General features: G+C 38.1%; 17 protein-coding genes. 7 read left to right on the plus strand and 10 right to left on the minus strand.

What is annotated here, in order from left to right; translation table 11 throughout:
• Positions 1–9: 9 nt before the first annotated feature.
• The 3 genes from VCASEI_RS17420 to VCASEI_RS17430 all read left to right on the plus strand — a co-directional run bounded on the left by VCASEI_RS17420 (position 10) and on the right by VCASEI_RS17430 (position 4370).
• A complete protein-coding gene (locus tag VCASEI_RS17420; protein WP_086960195.1) occupies positions 10–918 on the plus strand; it encodes a DMT family transporter in 909 nt (302 codons plus the stop codon).
• 362 nt (positions 919–1280) lie between these two features.
• Complete coding sequence (locus tag VCASEI_RS17425; RefSeq protein ID WP_089111052.1) at positions 1281–2186, plus strand: hypothetical protein; 906 nt, start codon at positions 1281–1283, stop codon at positions 2184–2186.
• An 81-nt stretch (positions 2187–2267) separates the two neighbouring features.
• On the plus strand, positions 2268–4370 hold the full coding sequence (locus VCASEI_RS17430; RefSeq protein WP_089111051.1) for a YjbH domain-containing protein: 2103 nt from the start codon (positions 2268–2270) through the stop codon (positions 4368–4370).
• A 25-nt stretch (positions 4371–4395) separates the two neighbouring features.
• Here the strand turns inward: VCASEI_RS17430 and VCASEI_RS17435 are convergent, their stop codons facing one another.
• Complete coding sequence (locus tag VCASEI_RS17435) at positions 4396–4632, minus strand: RNA recognition motif domain-containing protein (RefSeq protein ID WP_086960192.1); 237 nt, start codon at positions 4630–4632, stop codon at positions 4396–4398.
• Positions 4633–4799: 167 nt separating this feature from the next.
• On the opposite strand from VCASEI_RS17435, the gene VCASEI_RS17440 reads away from it, so the two are divergent.
• Positions 4800–5381, plus strand: coding sequence for a DJ-1/PfpI family protein (locus tag VCASEI_RS17440; protein ID WP_086960191.1), 582 nt, complete (start codon positions 4800–4802; stop codon positions 5379–5381).
• 80 nt (positions 5382–5461) lie between these two features.
• On the opposite strand, the gene VCASEI_RS17445 is transcribed toward VCASEI_RS17440, so the two are convergent.
• The 6 genes from VCASEI_RS17445 to VCASEI_RS17470 all read right to left on the minus strand — a co-directional run bounded on the left by VCASEI_RS17445 (position 5462) and on the right by VCASEI_RS17470 (position 11034).
• On the minus strand, positions 5462–6964 hold the full coding sequence (locus tag VCASEI_RS17445; RefSeq protein WP_086960190.1) for an aspartate kinase: 1503 nt from the start codon (positions 6962–6964) through the stop codon (positions 5462–5464).
• A 171-nt stretch (positions 6965–7135) separates the two neighbouring features.
• The gene (locus tag VCASEI_RS17450) at positions 7136–7522 is read right to left on the minus strand and encodes an ectoine synthase (protein ID WP_086960189.1); all 387 of its coding nucleotides are present in this window, start codon (positions 7520–7522) and stop codon (positions 7136–7138) included.
• 126 nt (positions 7523–7648) lie between these two features.
• On the minus strand, positions 7649–8914 hold the full coding sequence (gene ectB / locus VCASEI_RS17455; RefSeq protein ID WP_086960188.1) for a diaminobutyrate--2-oxoglutarate transaminase: 1266 nt from the start codon (positions 8912–8914) through the stop codon (positions 7649–7651).
• A gap of 85 nt (positions 8915–8999) precedes the next feature.
• A complete protein-coding gene (ectA, locus tag VCASEI_RS17460; protein WP_086960187.1) occupies positions 9000–9545 on the minus strand; it encodes a diaminobutyrate acetyltransferase in 546 nt (181 codons plus the stop codon).
• A gap of 436 nt (positions 9546–9981) precedes the next feature.
• Positions 9982–10377, minus strand: a complete 396-nt coding sequence (locus tag VCASEI_RS17465) for a DUF2391 family protein (protein ID WP_086960186.1) — start codon at positions 10375–10377, stop codon at positions 9982–9984.
• Positions 10378–10419: 42 nt separating this feature from the next.
• Positions 10420–11034 carry a LysE family translocator gene (locus VCASEI_RS17470; RefSeq protein ID WP_086960185.1) on the minus strand — a complete coding sequence of 205 codons (615 nt, stop codon included), beginning with the start codon at positions 11032–11034 and terminating at the stop codon, positions 10420–10422.
• 189 nt (positions 11035–11223) lie between these two features.
• Here VCASEI_RS17470 and VCASEI_RS17475 point away from each other — a divergent pair, with 189 nt between their 5' ends.
• The gene (locus VCASEI_RS17475; RefSeq protein ID WP_086960184.1) at positions 11224–12174 is read left to right on the plus strand and encodes a Gfo/Idh/MocA family protein; all 951 of its coding nucleotides are present in this window, start codon (positions 11224–11226) and stop codon (positions 12172–12174) included.
• A 69-nt stretch (positions 12175–12243) separates the two neighbouring features.
• Here the strand turns inward: VCASEI_RS17475 and VCASEI_RS17480 are convergent, their stop codons facing one another.
• From VCASEI_RS17480 to VCASEI_RS17490, 3 genes are all read right to left on the minus strand, one after another.
• On the minus strand, positions 12244–12774 hold the full coding sequence (locus tag VCASEI_RS17480) for a GNAT family N-acetyltransferase (RefSeq protein ID WP_086960183.1): 531 nt from the start codon (positions 12772–12774) through the stop codon (positions 12244–12246).
• Between the two features lie 352 nt (positions 12775–13126).
• Positions 13127–13477, minus strand: coding sequence for a hypothetical protein (locus VCASEI_RS17485; RefSeq protein ID WP_089111050.1), 351 nt, complete (start codon positions 13475–13477; stop codon positions 13127–13129).
• Positions 13478–14170: 693 nt separating this feature from the next.
• The gene (locus tag VCASEI_RS17490; RefSeq protein WP_086960181.1) at positions 14171–15622 is read right to left on the minus strand and encodes a DEAD/DEAH box helicase; all 1452 of its coding nucleotides are present in this window, start codon (positions 15620–15622) and stop codon (positions 14171–14173) included.
• A gap of 360 nt (positions 15623–15982) precedes the next feature.
• On the opposite strand from VCASEI_RS17490, the gene VCASEI_RS17495 reads away from it, so the two are divergent.
• Together VCASEI_RS17495 and VCASEI_RS17500 are read left to right on the plus strand one after the other, a co-directional pair.
• Positions 15983–17374 (plus strand): YjiH family protein, encoded by a 1392-nt coding sequence (locus VCASEI_RS17495; protein WP_086960265.1) that lies wholly within the window; start codon positions 15983–15985, stop codon positions 17372–17374.
• A 139-nt stretch (positions 17375–17513) separates the two neighbouring features.
• Positions 17514–17870 (plus strand): YibL family ribosome-associated protein, encoded by a 357-nt coding sequence (locus tag VCASEI_RS17500; RefSeq protein ID WP_086960180.1) that lies wholly within the window; start codon positions 17514–17516, stop codon positions 17868–17870.
• Positions 17871–17947: the final 77 nt, after the last annotated feature.

Genomic DNA, 17947 nt, shown 5'->3' on the forward strand with positions numbered 1-17947 from the left:
AGATCTGCAATGAAAACCTCTTCTTTCAAACGGTCTGACTTAACCACATTTGTTTTTACCTTATCCGCTCTAATTTCTTTTGCTGCAAATTCAGTACTTGCCCGCCTTGCGCTAATAAATAACAATATAGATGCGATAAGTTTTACTATAATTCGTCTTTTATCTGGCGCTGTAATGTTATTTCTATTATTAAAAACAAGGTCATTAACATCGCAGAATCATCGAAATAATACTTTGCAGCCTAGAACTATTAAAGGCAGTTGGTTATCCGCTTTCATGCTATTTATCTATGCTGCTGGATTTTCTACTGCTTATGTTTCATTAGAGACAGGGACAGGTGCTCTAATTTTATTTAGCTCTGTACAAATCAGCATTATTGTTCGCAATCTAATAATGAAAGAACCTTTAAATAAACAAGAATGGTTAGGTATGTCATTCGCGTTAATTGGATTCGTATTGCTTGTCCTCCCCAACCTTTCAACACCATCATTAAAAGGTTTTGTCTTGATGACAATTTCCGGTATAGCTTGGGCACTCTACACCTTACGGGGTCGTATTTGTCATGACCCGCTAAGCGATACAGCTGGAAATTTTATTAAAAGCTTACCTTTTTGTATTATTTTGATCTTTTTTATTTTTAATAATCGAGATATTTACTTTCAAATAACATCATACGGATTAATTTTATCCGTTATATCTGGTGCAATTACATCAGGGTTAGGTTATGCATTATGGTATGTCGCACTGCGTAATTTAACCCCAATCCAAGCGGGTATTTCGCAACTGACCGTCCCTATAATTGCCGCTTTCGGAGGGGGCATCTTTTTATCTGAAATGGTGAATACCGCTTTTATATTCTCTTCTTGCATGATACTTGGGGGTATTCTTTTAATTACCTTAAAAAGTAAATCCCCATGATAAATCTAATACTTATAGCTATTCTCCCCCGAATCAAAAAGCTATTCATTTTTAGTGTATTAAATTTTCATTAAACATAAAAACAATCATACCAGTATAAACTATTGATAATTATTGTACTAAATATCAACATCTTGAAGAAAATGACGCTCAAAAATAAAAACTTCATATGCATTCTCTACATGACCCACTTAACAACATTCAATGAAATGATGTATATTTAAACTACATTTACCAATCTAATGGTTTACAAAGGGTCAACATTGACAATAATATGTAGGTAAAGTTTTAATTGTTATATAAACGTACTGAGATTATAAGCGCTCGGTTAAAATACTTAAGTTAATTGTGTGGGGAAAAGGATGAAACAACATAAAATTAAAGTGCTCTCTTTATTGATTGCAAGTGCTGTCTTATATGGCTGTCATGATGGTGATGATAGCGGCTCAACAGAATCTGCAACTGTTCAAGCTTATGACGGCCCAGTACGTGGGATGGTAGCAACAGCAGCATGTGATGATGACACTACTGGTGAATATAAATTTACTGATGATGAAGGTAACATTAATATTACTTTACCAACATTTGTAAATGCTCCTGAAACTTGTGGGGTATCATTTGTTGGTGGTGCAAATGCTGTTGATATGGAAAATGGCAAAAGCATGGTAAATGTGAAATACACTGCGCCAAAAGGTTTATTTAAAAAAGGTAGTAAAGCAACAGCTTCTCCAATGACGACTCTTATTGCTAAAAAACTGGGTAATTTACCATACGATGAAAGTACCGCTTCTGAAGTATTAACGGCTTTAGGGCTAGGTGAAGTATTCAACAATGGCATTACTATTGAAGAATTCTTGAATAATACTCAAGCTTCTGTTGCTAAATTAAAATCTCAAACTCCAGCTTTATTTAGCAAAGTTTCGGCCACTAAGATGATTCTTTCAGATATCTTAACGGCGCAACCAAATGCCGACATAACCAAAATTGCTGTCGCAACTCAAAAATTGTCTAACATTATTACGCAAAAATATCCTAATTTCCCTGCAAGTGGGAATAAAGAAATATTTATCAATATCATTGATATCGTTAAAGACTCCGCAATACTCGACAAGCTTGAATCTTTAACTGAAGATCAAATCAAGAATGAATTAGCTGATTTGATTAATAAAATTGATAATCCAGAAACAGCCGTTCCACCAACACCGACAGATCCAACCGACCCGACAGGTACGGGAACTGGTAGCACTGGTGGTGGTACTGGCGCATAGCACCTAAATGGTAAACTTTAAACGCCGCTATCCGTTAGCGGCGTTTTGTTGTTCTCCTGCATACATTTACAAGGATTTTATATGGTCATGCAGAAAACTTCTGCCTATGTCGTCCCTTTGGCCTATCTAGCACTTTTTTCATCTTCTGTTTTTGCTGATACCCAAGTTGACCAACTGCCATCTCATCAAAGTTTTACAGGTTTAACCAATACGCCAAACGCACAGGTGGTTAATACTGGGGATTTTAATCTGTATTATGGTCAAGGCCTACCTTATCAAAATGGTATAGGTGATCTCGATGACTGGGTCGCCACCGTAGGAATATTTCCGGGCTTGGAAGTTGCTGGTCGGGTAGTAACTAAAACCTATGACTGTAATACATACACTGACAAGAATTGTGGTATTCGCGATTTGTCGGCTTCTCTCAAATATCAACTACCTTTCATTTATGATTACACCGGTTTCAACTTAGCAATCGGTACCCAAGATTTAGGTGGTGCAGCGAATAATTTCCAAACAACTTATGTGGTAGCCGATAAAACACTGGAGAATTGGCCCGTTCGTTTTTCCGCAGGTTATGGTCAATCGAAACTTCCATCCGGCATTATGGATGGTCCTTTCGGAGGGATTGAAATTCAACCATTTTCCTTTTTACAGTTGACTGGTGAGTATGACTCCACAGAGTTCAACTCAAGCATTAAAGCAGTTACACCTAAAGATCTGTTGCCTTATGACATGCGTGTTAGCTTAGATTATCAAGTTTATACAACACGTGAGAACACAGATAAAAATATCTGGGGTCTCAGTTTCAACATTCCTTTAGTTGGCTATTTAGATAACAAACCTGCGGAATTAGCTAAGCAAACTCCAGATAAAAAGCAACTTTTACAAGCAAGTCTTTCAGGCCATGAATCGGCAGGAATGGCTAAATTAATTCAATCCCTTGAAAAAGAAGGCTTTATTAATATTCAAGTTGGTAAAGCAGATAATAACAAGATAATTATTGCTTTAGAAAACCGACGTTATAACCGTAATCAAATCGATGGCGCAGGTGTCGCGTTAGGAATAATTTCAGCTAATGCAGGAAAGTCAATCTCAGTCGATCTTGAACTAACAGAACAAACCTCTCCAAATATTGAAATGGTTATGCTAACTAACGGTATCCCAGTACTTGCGGTAAGCACCAATACACAATGCTATCGTGAATTTTTAATGAGTGGGATCTCTTGTAAGCAAACCAAAATCAGCACGACAAACCTGTCAAAAACGCTAGACAATACTGATTGGCAGCATGAGAAAGTTAATAGTGGATTTGGTCGAAGCCAAGTAATCGTTTCACCTGCAACTCGTTATGCCTTCGCAACGGAATATGGTGTATTAGACTACTCATTAGCACTTGCAACAAACCTTTATGTTCCACTTTGGAAAGGGTTTGCCGTAGATGTGCGCTACATATTGCCCATTGATGACAGTGACGATTACCAAGAAGGTGGATATTGGGGTAATCAAGCGTATGAAAGTGAGATTGATCGCGCAGTGGTTCACCAAGCATTTCAATTACCTTTTAACATCATGACTCAATTTTCTGCTGGCTATATTTTTAGTGGTTATATAGGGGCTGAAAATGAAACCGTTTGGAATTCACCAGAGGGTTACCACTCATTTGGCGTTCAATACAGTGAATTCACTTATAAAGATGACAAGGATGTTTTTGGCAACACAATGGAGGACAAAGGGACTCTTCTTGGCAGCTACACTCTTTCTGTACCAGAAATCAACTGGCAATTGAAAGTTGAAGCGGGTGAATTTTGGCAAGGCGATAAAGGCTATCAAATTACCACTAACCATTGGTTAGGTGATGCAAATGTATTTGTCTCTTATTTAGACAGTGAGGATGAGCAATTTGTCAGTGCTGGTATTTCATTGCCACTCACATTCTGGCGTGATATGAAACCTAGTTATGTTCAAGTGAGAGGAATCGACCAATACACAATATCAGCCCAAACTCGAGTTGGAGAATCTCATAATTACATCAATAGTGGGCTTGGGGCACAAGTTGATTTTCAACATAACTTGGGAAGACAGTATTTCAGCCGAAATCGTCTTACGCCAAGCTACTTTGAAAATAACCTACAGCGTTTAAGAAATGCTTACTTAAGATATTTAAGCATTTCTAACGAATAGGTTTTAGTGATTAAGTGGTGAGTAATTAACTCGCCACTTTTACTTTAATTTTACTCTTATCAATTTCTTTACCATTCAAAGCAAACATAGCGGTTTTTGCTTGATCTAGATCCGGCATATAAACAAAACCAAATCCTTTTGATGCTCCCGTTTCTTGATCTAACACTAAGGTGCATTCACCGACTTCACCGTACTCTTCAAATAACTTACGCATTTCAATTTCAGTTGTGCCGCGGTCAAGATTTCGGACTAAAAGCTTCATAACATTTCTCTTTTAAAGTTAACTTTGAATTTAGAATCTGTTAGTGATTTAACACCAAGTGTAGCAATAATGACACACAAATAGACTTAAAGAAGATAATATATCGTCAATATCTAAAATTGATTGTAAAAAGGAATAACAATAAATTTAGAGCAAGGAAATGAAAAATGAAAATTGGTATATATATTTATGATAATGCTGAGGTTTTAGATTTTTCCGGACCTTATGAAGTCTTTACGACAGCTAACAGGGTAACTAAACAAGATACTCTTTTTGATACTTTCTTAATTGCAGAGCAAGAAGGCCTCGTTACCGCTCGTTCAGGCTATAACGTTCTCCCCCATTATGGTATTCACAACCACCCTGCTTTAGATGTGTTAATAATAGTTGGAGGTGTTCACATAAATGAAATGGAAAAAGAAAATGTTATTAAATGGATTTCCGAACAAAATCAAGTAGTACCTCTTGTCGCATCAGTATGCACAGGTGCATTTTTGCTTGCACAAGCTGGAGTCTTCACACACCATAACGTTACAACCCATTGGGAAGACATCCCAGCATTGCGTCAGCAATTTCCAAAACTCAATGTGCACGAAAAAGTTCGCTGGATACAAGATGGTAATAACATAAGTTCGGGGGGAATTTCTGCAGGCATAGATATGAGTTTATTTATTGTTAGCTTATTAACCAGTAGCAACCTTGCTGAGGCAACAGCAAAACAAATGGAATTTCGTTGGGAAAAAAATTAAAAATCCCCTACGCAACCAAAGCACATAGGGGAAATATTACTTATTTACAATGTAAAGTGAATCGAATGAAACCAGTTAATTTATGCGGCTTGTTCTTTATTTTTCACTTTAGTGCCATCGATAAACTCTTCATGAAGTGTGCAAATCGCCGCTTCATAATTTTCATCATCCACCACGAATTGTACATCAACATTTCGCATTGATGAGTGAGCGGCACGCGGAGTTATATCTTGATTCATAAGCGCAATCATTCCATGACTTAGCGCTTTATTAGTATCAATAGAAGCGCCAATAACAGAAATTAATGCCACCATCTTCCCTGTTATCTTAGCATTAGGGAACGCTTTCTCTGCGCGTGATAATACTTTATTTTTGCTCTTAGAATTACCACTAAGATAGTAAGTAATGGAGTTAGCATTCATCTCTTTTCCAACCAACTGAACGCGTTCATCATTAATGATTTCCATTAATTCATAACTGACATTATCAGCCTGGCCTACCATCGCTTGGTCAAAAATATGTAATGCAAAAACCTTATTTTGACCGGCTACAATTTCAACTTTATCGGTATTTCCAGCATAGCGATGAGGATCAAACGCATGAGAAATCAAGGTTCCTTTATGTTCAGGTTCAAAGGTGTTCTTAATAACAAGCTCAATACCGCTACGGCGAAGGCCAGAAGCGGCATTGGGGTGAATGGCTTCCATCCCCAAGTTAGCCAGCTGATCGGCAACGTCATAATTCGTTTGCCCCATGGGACGCACTTTTTCTGGGCCAACGATTCGAGGATCCGCCGTACTCAAGTGATACTCTTTATGAATCACCGCTTGCTTTGCTTTAGATAGCACAGCTAAACGGCTGAACGTCATCTCGCTATAACCACGATCATAGGTTTTCATTAAGCCTTCAGCGCAATATACATAGCCCGTAACTATCGGCAACTCTTTCGCCATATCGATATCCTGAAGCGCATTGGTAATCACAGTATCAAGATTACCCGACACATCTTTACCTTCCTCTTTCTGAGCATCAAGATCCCAGCCAGACAAGTCAACAAATTTAGCATTTATATCAAGAGTTTTTAGCTTCAAACAAGTATTGTACGCACTATGCGCTTCACCGATGGAAGATAAAAACTCTCGGATTTGCGGCAAATAATGCTGCATAGAAAACTGACCGTATTGACACGTTTCCATAATATTACTGATACAGTTTGTCGCTTGAGCAATACGATCTTTTATAAAGTGATCAGCACGACGTCGACTGATGGGATCGGCGAACATATTTTCATTAATCAGTAGCATTCGCTGTTCTAATACTTCAATTGCATCAGTCCAAGCGTCATCACGATTTTCAACTAAACGATAAATACCAGGTTTACCTGTTCGCTTACACTCTAGTAATGCATCGGTAATACCACCGTAAGCAGATACAACAAACATGCGGTTATATGGTTTTTTTGGACGTAAGAGAATATTATCAAGAACAGCATCAAAAGCTGACATGGATGTACCACCAATTTTTTCAACGGTATGATTCGACGTTTGAATATTGGCAGTGTGGCTTCTATTTGAAGAAGTCAAAATAAGCTCCTATAAAGATAAAAATTAATTAGTTTAGATACATTTGAGATAATGTCCCTAGGCTTGGGCACTGTATTCACATAAATAAATTTACTAATACAGTGCCTTTTTAGTTACTTATCAAAAATTAAATTTCAATAAGTTAACCTAGAGACTATGTTTCTAGAACCTCTATTCCACTAACGGATACACACCATTTTCATCATGGGTTTCTGCACCTGTGATTGGTGGGTTAAATACGCACGCCATGACCATATCTGCACCTTTATATGCACGAAGTTGGTGTTCATCATGCTTATCAAGCACATATAAAGTACCCGGTTTGATTGGATACGTTTCGCCATTGACGACTTCGATTTCACCTTCACCTGAAATACAATACACAGACTCTAAATGATTTTTATAGTGAATATGCGTATCCGTACCCGCGTAAATATTTGTGATATGAAACGAGAAGCCCATTTTGTCGTCACGCAATAGCATGCGTACACTTTCCCACGTATCAGCCACTACTCGACGTTCACTGTTTCGACATTCATCTAATGTTCTTACAATCATCAATTATTCCTTCTCTTTTTACACAAACAGATATTCATTCATTGTCGTAATGACAATGCTTGCCATACTGGAATTTCGTTGATAGACAAATCATCTAAGACTTTGCCTTCCATCGAAATAGTGTGGCTAGGAAGCCCTCCGAGTCAGCTTTGTTGAAATAGTCTCAACCGCTTTCTCAAAAATATGAATACCTTGTTCTAACTCAGATTCACTCACAGTAAGTGGGCAGAAAAACTTCACAACCTCATCATTTGGGCCTGCTGTTTCGATTATCATGCCATTTTCAAAACACTCACTTGTGATCATGTCAGCAACATCACCGTTTTTACACTCAATGCCTTGCATTAAGCCTCGGCCTTTAATGCCTTCAAACAAGTTAGAGTATTGCTTCAAGTTATTTTGAAGCGATTGATTTAATTGCTCAGCACGTTCTTTAATGTGAGTTTCAAATTCATCATTGTGCCAGTAGGTATCAATCGCCTCTGCGGCCGTGACGAACGCATGGTTATTACCACGGAAGGTACCGTTATGTTCACCAGGAGCCCATTGGTCTAAATCTGGTTTCATCAGCATAATTGCCATCGGTAAACCATAGCCACCAATAGACTTCGATAGCGTCACCATATCTGGCTTAATACCGGATGGTTCAAAACTAAAGAACGTACCGGTACGACCACAACCGGCCTGAATATCATCGACAATCAATAAGATATCGTTACCTTTACAGATTTTTTCGAGACGCTGTAACCATTCGTTTGATGCGGCATTTAAACCACCCTCACCTTGAACAACCTCAACCAATACTGCAGCAGGCTTATCTAAACCGCCGGAATTATCGTTCAGCATGGTTTCAAATAATGCTAAACCATCAATATCCGCATAACCTTCATAAGGAATACGAGTAACACCTGAAAGTGGCATAGCAGCGCCACCACGGTGATGCTGATTACCCGTTGCAGCCAATGCACCATAAGACACCCCATGGAAACCATTAGTAAAGGCAACAATATTGGTACGATCTTTCACTTTACGAGCTAATTTCATCGCCGCTTCAACAGCATTAGTCCCTGTAGGGCCGGTAAACTGAACTTTATATTCAAGTTCACGTGGCTTTAATATTTTTTCATTAAAGCTCTCTAAGAAGTGACCTTTTGCTTGTGAATGCATATCTAAACCGTGGGTTAAACCATCTTGGTCGATATAATCAAGCAGTGCTTTTTTTAGAACAGGGTTGTTGTGTCCATAGTTCAACGAACCTGCACCGGCAAGAAAATCTAAGTAGCGGTCTCCGTCTTCGGTATGAAGCCAGCAACCTTTCGCCGATGAAAATACTACCGGGAAATTGTTGGCATAACATTGAACGTTTGATTCGTGCTTTTTAAAGATATTCATGTCTGATCCTGTCTATCATCCTATGTGTGTATCTCAATTGAGCGAATTCCCAATCAAGAATTTTTAAATTTTGTGTTAGTTAGTATTAGCTCATAGCAAGCGGTATATGGAATAAATACTCACTATCATGCTCACCATCGAAATGATTTTGTTTGTCTAAGAAAACACTCACGCGTCCTTCTTCACCATCTTCTCTCTCAAGTTTTCGGAATAAATTCCAAGAACCATGATTGTCTTTGGTAATCGTCGTCTCAATTGCAGCAACGCCAGCAACACACTCACGCGCTAGTAACGATTTAATCATTCGATACGCTAATCCACAGCCACGGCTATTTTCCGCAACCGCTACCTGCCAGATAAAAAGAACAGGTCGATTAGGGTGACTTGATGGCTTGAGATAAGCGGAAACAAAACCTGCAATTTCACCATCTTTTTCAGCTAATACGCATGTATCGCTAAAATGTGATGCCTGCAAAAAGTTGCAGTAGGCAGAATTCGTATCCAAAGGAGGACACGACTCAATCAAAGCATTTACTTGATTGCCGTCGCTTATTTCGGGTTTTCTAAATGTTAACTCGTCCTGAGTTTTGGTCACTTTTTCGGGGTGTGCTACCCACGGTGCCGTAATCATCTTAGCCCTATTTTTATTTGTACACTTTGATCTTATCGCTGTAAGTTTTCCAGCCCAAAAATCAAAGTGGTGATTAATTTGTATCAGTACAACTTTTAAAAACAAGGCTCATGTCTCAAAGCAATTGTTTAGTGCACTAATCAATTTCGTTTTAAATAATAACGGACTGAATGATTTTAGCAACCCCTTATTCGATGGGGGAATATATGAATACTACTTAATTTATTGTTTTTTAATGAAAAAAATAAATATTTAATGTTATATATGAAGATACAAACTCTTTAGTGGTGTAATCAATAGTTAAGAGATTTGTCATTAAGATGAAAAGTATTGGTGAATAATTGAAAGGAAGATTACTTGTTGAAAAGTCTTTGAACTGTAAAAAAGACCATATCCTAAGATAAAATAGGTCTGCACACTCTAAAACGAGTAAGGGTTACTCTTTATCAAAACTATCAACAACAATCGCTCCCATTGAAGCAGGCATTGCGATGATAATTAATCGTTTAAAAGCAAGTATTGGTTCACTTTCTAAAGGAAATTTATTTAAGGTAAAAAGCACTAAAGCCACAACACAAAGTGTCAGGCAATATGCAATAACAATTCTTAAAACAAACGCTAAAACGCGATGTTTTACATTGCTCTGAAAGACACTTTGATAAGCAAAAAAACCAAGAAAAAGAATAGAAACAACAAACAACATCGCTATATTTTCAAGGGGCAATGTCTTACTTAGATCCCACGCCTCTTCTGAAAAAGAGATTGGTACTGCTAGTGTAAAAGCCCCAATAACAACTTGACTGGCATCTTCCCCATTAAAATTCAGTTTCATCGCTCTACTCATTCAAAATTAGACTTAATAACCATTATAGCTCTAGACCATCAATGCCACGCGGATCGCTAACGCAATCAACACCACACCAGAAAGTCTATCTATCCAATGTGCTTTACTTCGTAAGGTCGCCAGTAACACTTGGCTTGATAACATAAAAGTAATAAACGAGTACCACAGACCATCAACAATAAAAGGAGTGAGAACAATAATCACTTTACTACTTGTTTCTGTACTGACGGCAACAAATTGACTGAATAAAGCAGTAAAAAATATGGCAATTTTGGGACTTAATATTGAGATATAAAAGCCTTCTTTTGCAGATTGAACAACCGAACATGTTTTCCCTGATTCTAGCCTTTCAGCAATACCACCTTTTGATTGAATAGCATTCAATCCGAGCCAAGCAAGATAAGCTGCTCCTGCATAAGTCAGGAGCTTAAAAATAAAGGGAAATTGATGCAGCAGAATTGCCAATCCAAGTATGGTAAATAGAGCGTATAAACCAATACCAAATGCATGTGCCCACGCTGTCGCTAACCCATTTTTTCTCCCGCCCGCCAAACTATGTTTTGCCACCATAGCTAAACTCGGGCCTGGAGACATCGCTCCTAATAAACATATCAATAGCAGTGAAAACCAGATAGTGAATGTCATATTCATCCCTATTTAAAACATAAATAAACTAATAAAACTTATTCTATATGAAATAGCTGTCATTTCAGTGACTTTTAAAATATCAAAGTGAGATGTTAACATCACTTTCAAACATCGCTTAAACGCAGGTTTATTGGTATTCATTTAAAAAACTCGTATGATGTAGAAAACCTCGAGTAAAGGAATAGCATGAAAATTGCAGTAATCGGACTTGGTGGCATCGCCCAAAAAGCCTACCTACCTTTTATCACCCAATTAGAAGGGGTTGAATGGGTTTTTTGCACAAGAAATACTGAAACCTTAAATTTATTGGCTAAAAAATACAAAATTAGAGAAACCTATACGGATTTTCAGCAATTAATACACGCCAATGTTGATGCGGTAATGATTCATAGTGCGACCCAAAGTCATCTAAATATTGCTAGTTTCTTCTTATCCCAAGGCATTCCAACTTTTGTTGATAAACCACTCGCCGCTAATGGTCAGGATTGTGAGACTTTATACGATCTAGCATTGCGTAAACAAACCCCTTTATATGTGGGGTTCAACCGTAGGCACATACCGTTATTTAATCAGTATTTAGTTGGTGTTCAAGCCGGAATACCACATTCATCACTACTATCTTTACGCTGGGAAAAGCACCGATTTAATCAACCTGGGGATATCCGTACTTTTATTTTTGATGATTTCATTCATCCACTTGATAGCGTCAATATCTACGCTAAAAAAAGCGCACAAGATCTGCATATCACTTGTCAGTGGGACGCGAGTCAAAATCAACTTGGTCGATTAGATGTCCAATGGCAACAACAAGACACTCTATTACATGCTTCAATGAACCGCCTATTTGGTAGCACCCAAGAACGAATATCAGCAAACTTTGCCAATCAATCTTATGAGTTTAGTAATTTCACTCAAGGCACATTATGGCAATTGGATAAAACCGAAAAATTACAATCGAAAGATTGGATGCCAATGTTGGCCACAAAAGGATTCGATAGCATGATCCAAGAATGGCTAGGAGTAGTCAAAACTGGCCATATGCCACAGTCACTCATTGAGCGTAACATTGCTTCACACCAACTTGCCGAAGCGATATGCCAATATGTGACCACTCAGAAAACGAGAAAAATGCACTGATTTTTCTTATAAAAACGAAGTATGATTGGCCCGCACAAATAACCGGGCAATCATATCAGTATCAAAAAATTAAGTGGTTTTTTCTAATAACATTGATGGCGACGACCATGTCATTGTATGGCATGGGACTTGAGAACCACATGGTGCTTTCCAAATGACCTCTCCAGCGTCAATCCCATCAATCGAATCATAAAAAGCTTTTGCAGGTTCATTTTTCGTCAATACTTCAAGATACATACCGACGTCATCAAAATGTTTTCTTGCCCACTTTGCCGCCTCAAACATTAATTTCTTACCCAAACCTTGACCTCGATACCCATCAGCAATATGTAGATTGTCGATCATAGTGCCATGTTCAAAACTATGATTACCATACAAACACACAAAACCACATAGATTGTCACCTTCTTCAAGTAATAATACCCCTTGATTTAAAGACGGTTGTGTCAACCTAGTTTGCCAAACGGCTTGATGGTCAACAGACAATCTCTCTTCAAGGTATTGATTGTCTAATATACCTTGATAGGCTTGCTGCCAATTTTTTGTGTGTAACTGAGCTATCTTTGAATAATCTTTAAATTCAGCTTCTCTAACGAACATCCTTGCTCCTTGAAGTAAATAATTGGAAAATTTTTCTTTTATAAATAACAATTAACAACTACCAATGTATATGAATTTCAACCAAATATTTCACTGTAATCACACCATAAAACAACATAATTGAAAGATAGATAGGGAGTAGCACCTTATAGAAACAACAAAGCCAATAGATATCTCTATTGGCTTATTCAATCATTTATAAAATAAAGACTTAACTCACCTCAGGTTTGGATAAGAGAGTCTATAGATCATATTAACCCATTGAATCGATTAGTAATGATAATTTTCTACTATTCACACTGTTTTATTATTAACTCAATACTGAGGTTCTAATTACCCGACGAATCTGAGGTTAACTACGTTTAGGTTGAGAATATGTTTTGCCTGCTGCGGCATAACTGTCTTTATTTTTAACGTCAAACATAATGTCAAAAAACCAAGCTATAAAGCGAATAATATCATCACCTTCATTCATAATGTGCTCAACATATTCTTGCTCAACATTTTGATCATCAAGTTGAGTTGTCACATGATAAATACGGTTTTCTCCGTCTACTTCAGCTAAAGCAAATTGACCAGATAAAGATTTAGCGGCTTCGGCTACATCACTATCACTATTCATCTGTAAAAACTTCAGAGCACTAGGGACTGATTCCAACGTACATAATGTTTTTACGAGTGTTTCAAATTCACTGTGTTGCATATTGTTATAAACCTTTAATTTCATCCATTCTGAAGGAGAATGTGTTAATTAATATTTTACACTAATTCAAACATCATTTGGATGAACAAAAAAAGAAAAACCCCGACACTTATGTATCGGGGTTAATTTCTTACTCGTAGCAATCCTGCTACAACAGATGCTCCATGCATCAAATCCATGATAGCTGACTTCCTAGCCTCTTCCTTCATCGCCTTCCTAGCGGTGTCCTATGCAATTCCTTGCTTGCTAATCTATCCTAATTAGCGCTCATCACTTGTTCCTTGAGAGGTGTCCATACAATTCCATCTTTAAGTAACATCCTGCTACTTATTGATTCCATTCAATGTCCTTAGCATCCTGCTACTTGTTGATTCCATTCAATGTCCTTAGCATCCTGCAAGTGGCGTCCTTCGCCACCAAACTTTATCCTTAATAGAATCCAATCCTTGATTCTGCTCAGTTCCTTTGTCATTTCCTTTCGACAGAAATAAGATTACGCTTTTGATTATTTTCAGCAAGCAATCAAATTAAAAGTTTTTATTGTAATATACATTCAATTTAGCCAAAAACAAAAAAAGACCTTTATAACAATGAGTTATAAAGGTCTCCGCGATTTTTAGCAAGGTATTAAACGTTTTATCTTACAAGGCTTGTAAGCAATCTCTTACACGACTAATCGCATAATAAACATCCCTATGCTGGCTTAAAATTACGGCCATTGTTTTTAGGATTACGCTGCGGTGTATTCGGTTTACGAGAACCTGAAGGTTGCGCCTTTGAATTTATAGCTTCACCACTATTATTGCGAGAAGCAGTATTTTGAGAAGCTGCACTTTGAGATGCCGCTGACTTTGCATTACTGCCTGTATGGCGACGATTTTTACCTACAGGTTTATGACCACGAGCATTATCGCCAGAGCGCTGTCCATCACTATGCTGTGAAGGGCTCTTCGGTTTTTTCGGTTTTTTCGGTTTAATTGGGCGAGTATCTAATCTTGATTCTGGTAGCTTATTAACCACTGGAAATCCATCTAACTCTAAACGAGGCAGAACTTGCTTGATAAGGCGTTCAATTGAAAATAAATCATGGGCTTCGTCAGCACAAACCAAAGAAATGGCTTTACCCGTTGCCCCTGCTCGCCCAGTACGACCAATACGGTGTACGTAATCTTCAGACACATGTGGCAAATCAAAATTGACCACTTGAGGAAGTTGAGCAATATCAATACCACGCGCCGCTATATCGGTGGCAACTAAGACGCGAACTTCACCTGTTTTAAAGTTTTCAAGTGCTTTAGTGCGAGCACCCTGGCTCTTATTTCCATGGATAGCAGCAGCACTTACACCTTTCTCTTCTAAGAAACGACTTAATCGATTAGCACCATGCTTAGTTTTGCTGAATACCAAAACTTGCTGCCAATCATTATCCTCAATTAACTTCAAAAGCATTGGCGCTTTTTTCTTTTGATCCGCAGGGTAAATACTTTGTTCCACTGTCGTTGCCGTTTGATTAGCAGGATTAACTGAAATCTCTACAGGGTTATTAACCAGCCCTTTCGCCAATTGACGAATATCATCAGAAAACGTCGCTGAAAATAATAAATTTTGTCGTTTAGCCGGTAGAAAAGATAAGATTTTACGAATATCTCGAATGAAGCCCATATCTAACATACGATCAGCTTCATCCAAAACCAACACTTCTAATTGAGAAAAACGAACCGCATTTTGATTATACAAATCCAACAAACGACCCGGCGTTGCCACTAAGACATCTGCGCCTTGACGTAATCTCATCATTTGTGGGTTAATTTTTACACCACCAAAGACAACCATCGACGTCAAACGGGTATTTTGACTATATTGCTCGACATTTTTATGCACTTGAGCGGCAAGTTCACGTGTTGGCGTTAAAATCAGCGCACGTACTTGATTCGCCTTAGCACGCTCACCAGAAAGTAAACGTTCTAGAATAGGAAGGGTAAAACCCGCCGTTTTACCCGTACCAGTTTGAGCGGCGGCCATCACATCTTTGCCTTCAATAACAGCCGGTATTGCTTTTGCTTGAATCGGTGATGGTGTGGTGTAACCTTGTTCTTCTACCGCTTTAAGTAAAGGGGCAGATAATCCTAAAGAGGAAAAACTCATAAATATTGATCTCGATAAAATAGAGAAAGCCAATTGGCTAATGAGGCATGAATATCAATATCGTTATATGAGGGTTACTCTGCTTTCAGGATAGGTCGCTGGAAGTGATATTAATAATCTTGATTGAACCGCTATTCTGACTGCTTTACCTTCAAGCAGCAACAACTATTGTGAGATTTGTCACATTCAGTCTAAAAGAAGTCTCTAAGAAACCAATGAAATTCTATCAATAAATTACTTATCATCTATTTCACTTTGATTAGAAAATCGGTATTCTTGCCGCCATTGAATAAATCATGGATTGATAGTGAATAGTTATGCGATGGATTGCACGATTTTTAAGCATTGTCATTTGAGAGCATAATGAACGACACATCGACATCACAAAAAGGTTCAGCACAAGGTTACAAACATTACCCAGCTAAAACCTACCTCACTTTTTTAATTCCATCTTTGATGGGTTTATTCCTTTTCATGGCGCCAATGAGCTATGAAGGTTCTTATACTATTCCTGTTGCGGTATTAGCCAAATCACTACAAGCATTACTAAATGACAGCATCGTAACCATTGTTACTGCTGTTATTGCCTTTATGTCAGTCGCCACTGTCGCTTGCAAACTGCTCAAGCCAAAAATCATTTCCAATAGTCCATTTTTACATACCTTAATGAACCCAAGCCCACTTTGGCTCATGGTCCGTATTGCTGGCGGTATTATTGTGGTCATGACTTACAATCAAGTTGGACCAGAGTTTATCTGGGAAGAAAATACTGGCGGCATGGTACTCAATGGATTATTACCCACATTATTCAGCGTCTTTATTTTTGCCGGTATGTTGCTGCCTTTATTATTAAACTTCGGATTACTAGAATTATTCGGCACTTTACTCAGCAAAGTAATGCGTCCTATTTTTAATCTACCGGGTCGTTCTGCAATTGATTGTATGGCATCTTGGCTAGGTGATGGCTCTGTGGGTATATTGTTAACCAGCAAGCAATATGAAGACAAGTTTTATACCCAACGTGAAGCCGCGATTGTGGGCACCACCTTTTCTGCTGTTTCTATCACTTTTAGCTTAGTCGTCATCGCTCAGGTAAATTTAGAACATTTATTCATCCCTTTTTACGGTGCGGTATGCTTAGCGGGCCTTGTTGCCGCAGTGGTTTTACCTCGCCTACCACCGCTTTGTTGGAAGAAAGATACCTTCATTGATGGTAGCGTACCCGATGTCAAAGCTGATGATTTACCGGCAGGCCATACAAACTTTTCTTGGGGTATGACACTTGCCCTGAAAAAAGCACACAACGTATCATCAATCAAAACGGTTATAGCGGAAGGCATTCGGAACGCTATCGATATGGTATTTGGTGTATTACCAGTAGTCATGGCAATGGGAACTGCCGCATTGGTGATTGCCGAGCATACATCAGTATTTTCTATCTTAGGTCAGCCTTTTATTCCATATTTAGAGCTTCTAGGCGTACCTGAAGCAGTACAAGCATCACAAACCATTGTGGTTGGCTTTGCTGATATGTTTATTCCCGCCATTCTTGCTGCGCCTATCGATAGTGACATGACACGCTTCATCATCGCTGCTATGTCAGTAACACAATTGATTTACATGTCTGAAGTTGGCGCTCTACTGCTTGGTAGCAAGATCCCCGTTTCATTATGGGAATTGTTTGTGATCTTTATTCTACGAACCTTAATTACTCTTCCAGTCATTGTTGCTGTTGCAAACTTAGTCTTTTAATAACTTAATTTTTAAACAGAATAAAAAAGTGGTTAATCATGAGCCACTTTTTTATCCCTATATTCATGCCTATAATCCAATTGAGCGTGCTATACTATCGCGCTATTCTGTACCCACGTTTTATATTAATGGTGTACCAATGAGCCAAAGCAACGAATTACAACAATTGAATAATAGACTCGACAAGTGTCGCCATAAATTAGAAGCGGCAAAACAACGCGCTGATAAAGCCGTGATCTATCAATTCGAAACAGAAATTAATCAAATTACAAAAAAAATCGCTCAGTTAAATCACAAGAAAAGTTACGATTTAAATAAAGAACGTAAAGCACTACTTGAAATGCCATTTAGCCGTGCACTTACTAAAGAAGAGCAGTCGGATCAAGGAAAGCTAAAAAAATCAGTAAAGGGCCTAATTATTGTTCATCCACTGACTAAAGTAGGCAAAGAGTTAAAACTTGAAGAGATGACTGGTTTTGCTCCTAAAGAATTTTAAGTAGAATACAACTTCTATATTATAAGGATGGTGCAACCAAGGTTTTGTAAACTTGGTGTTTATCGTCCTTTTTTGTA

Source organism: Vibrio casei (genome assembly GCF_002218025.2).
Classification (GTDB): Bacteria; Pseudomonadota; Gammaproteobacteria; order Enterobacterales; family Vibrionaceae; genus Vibrio; species Vibrio casei.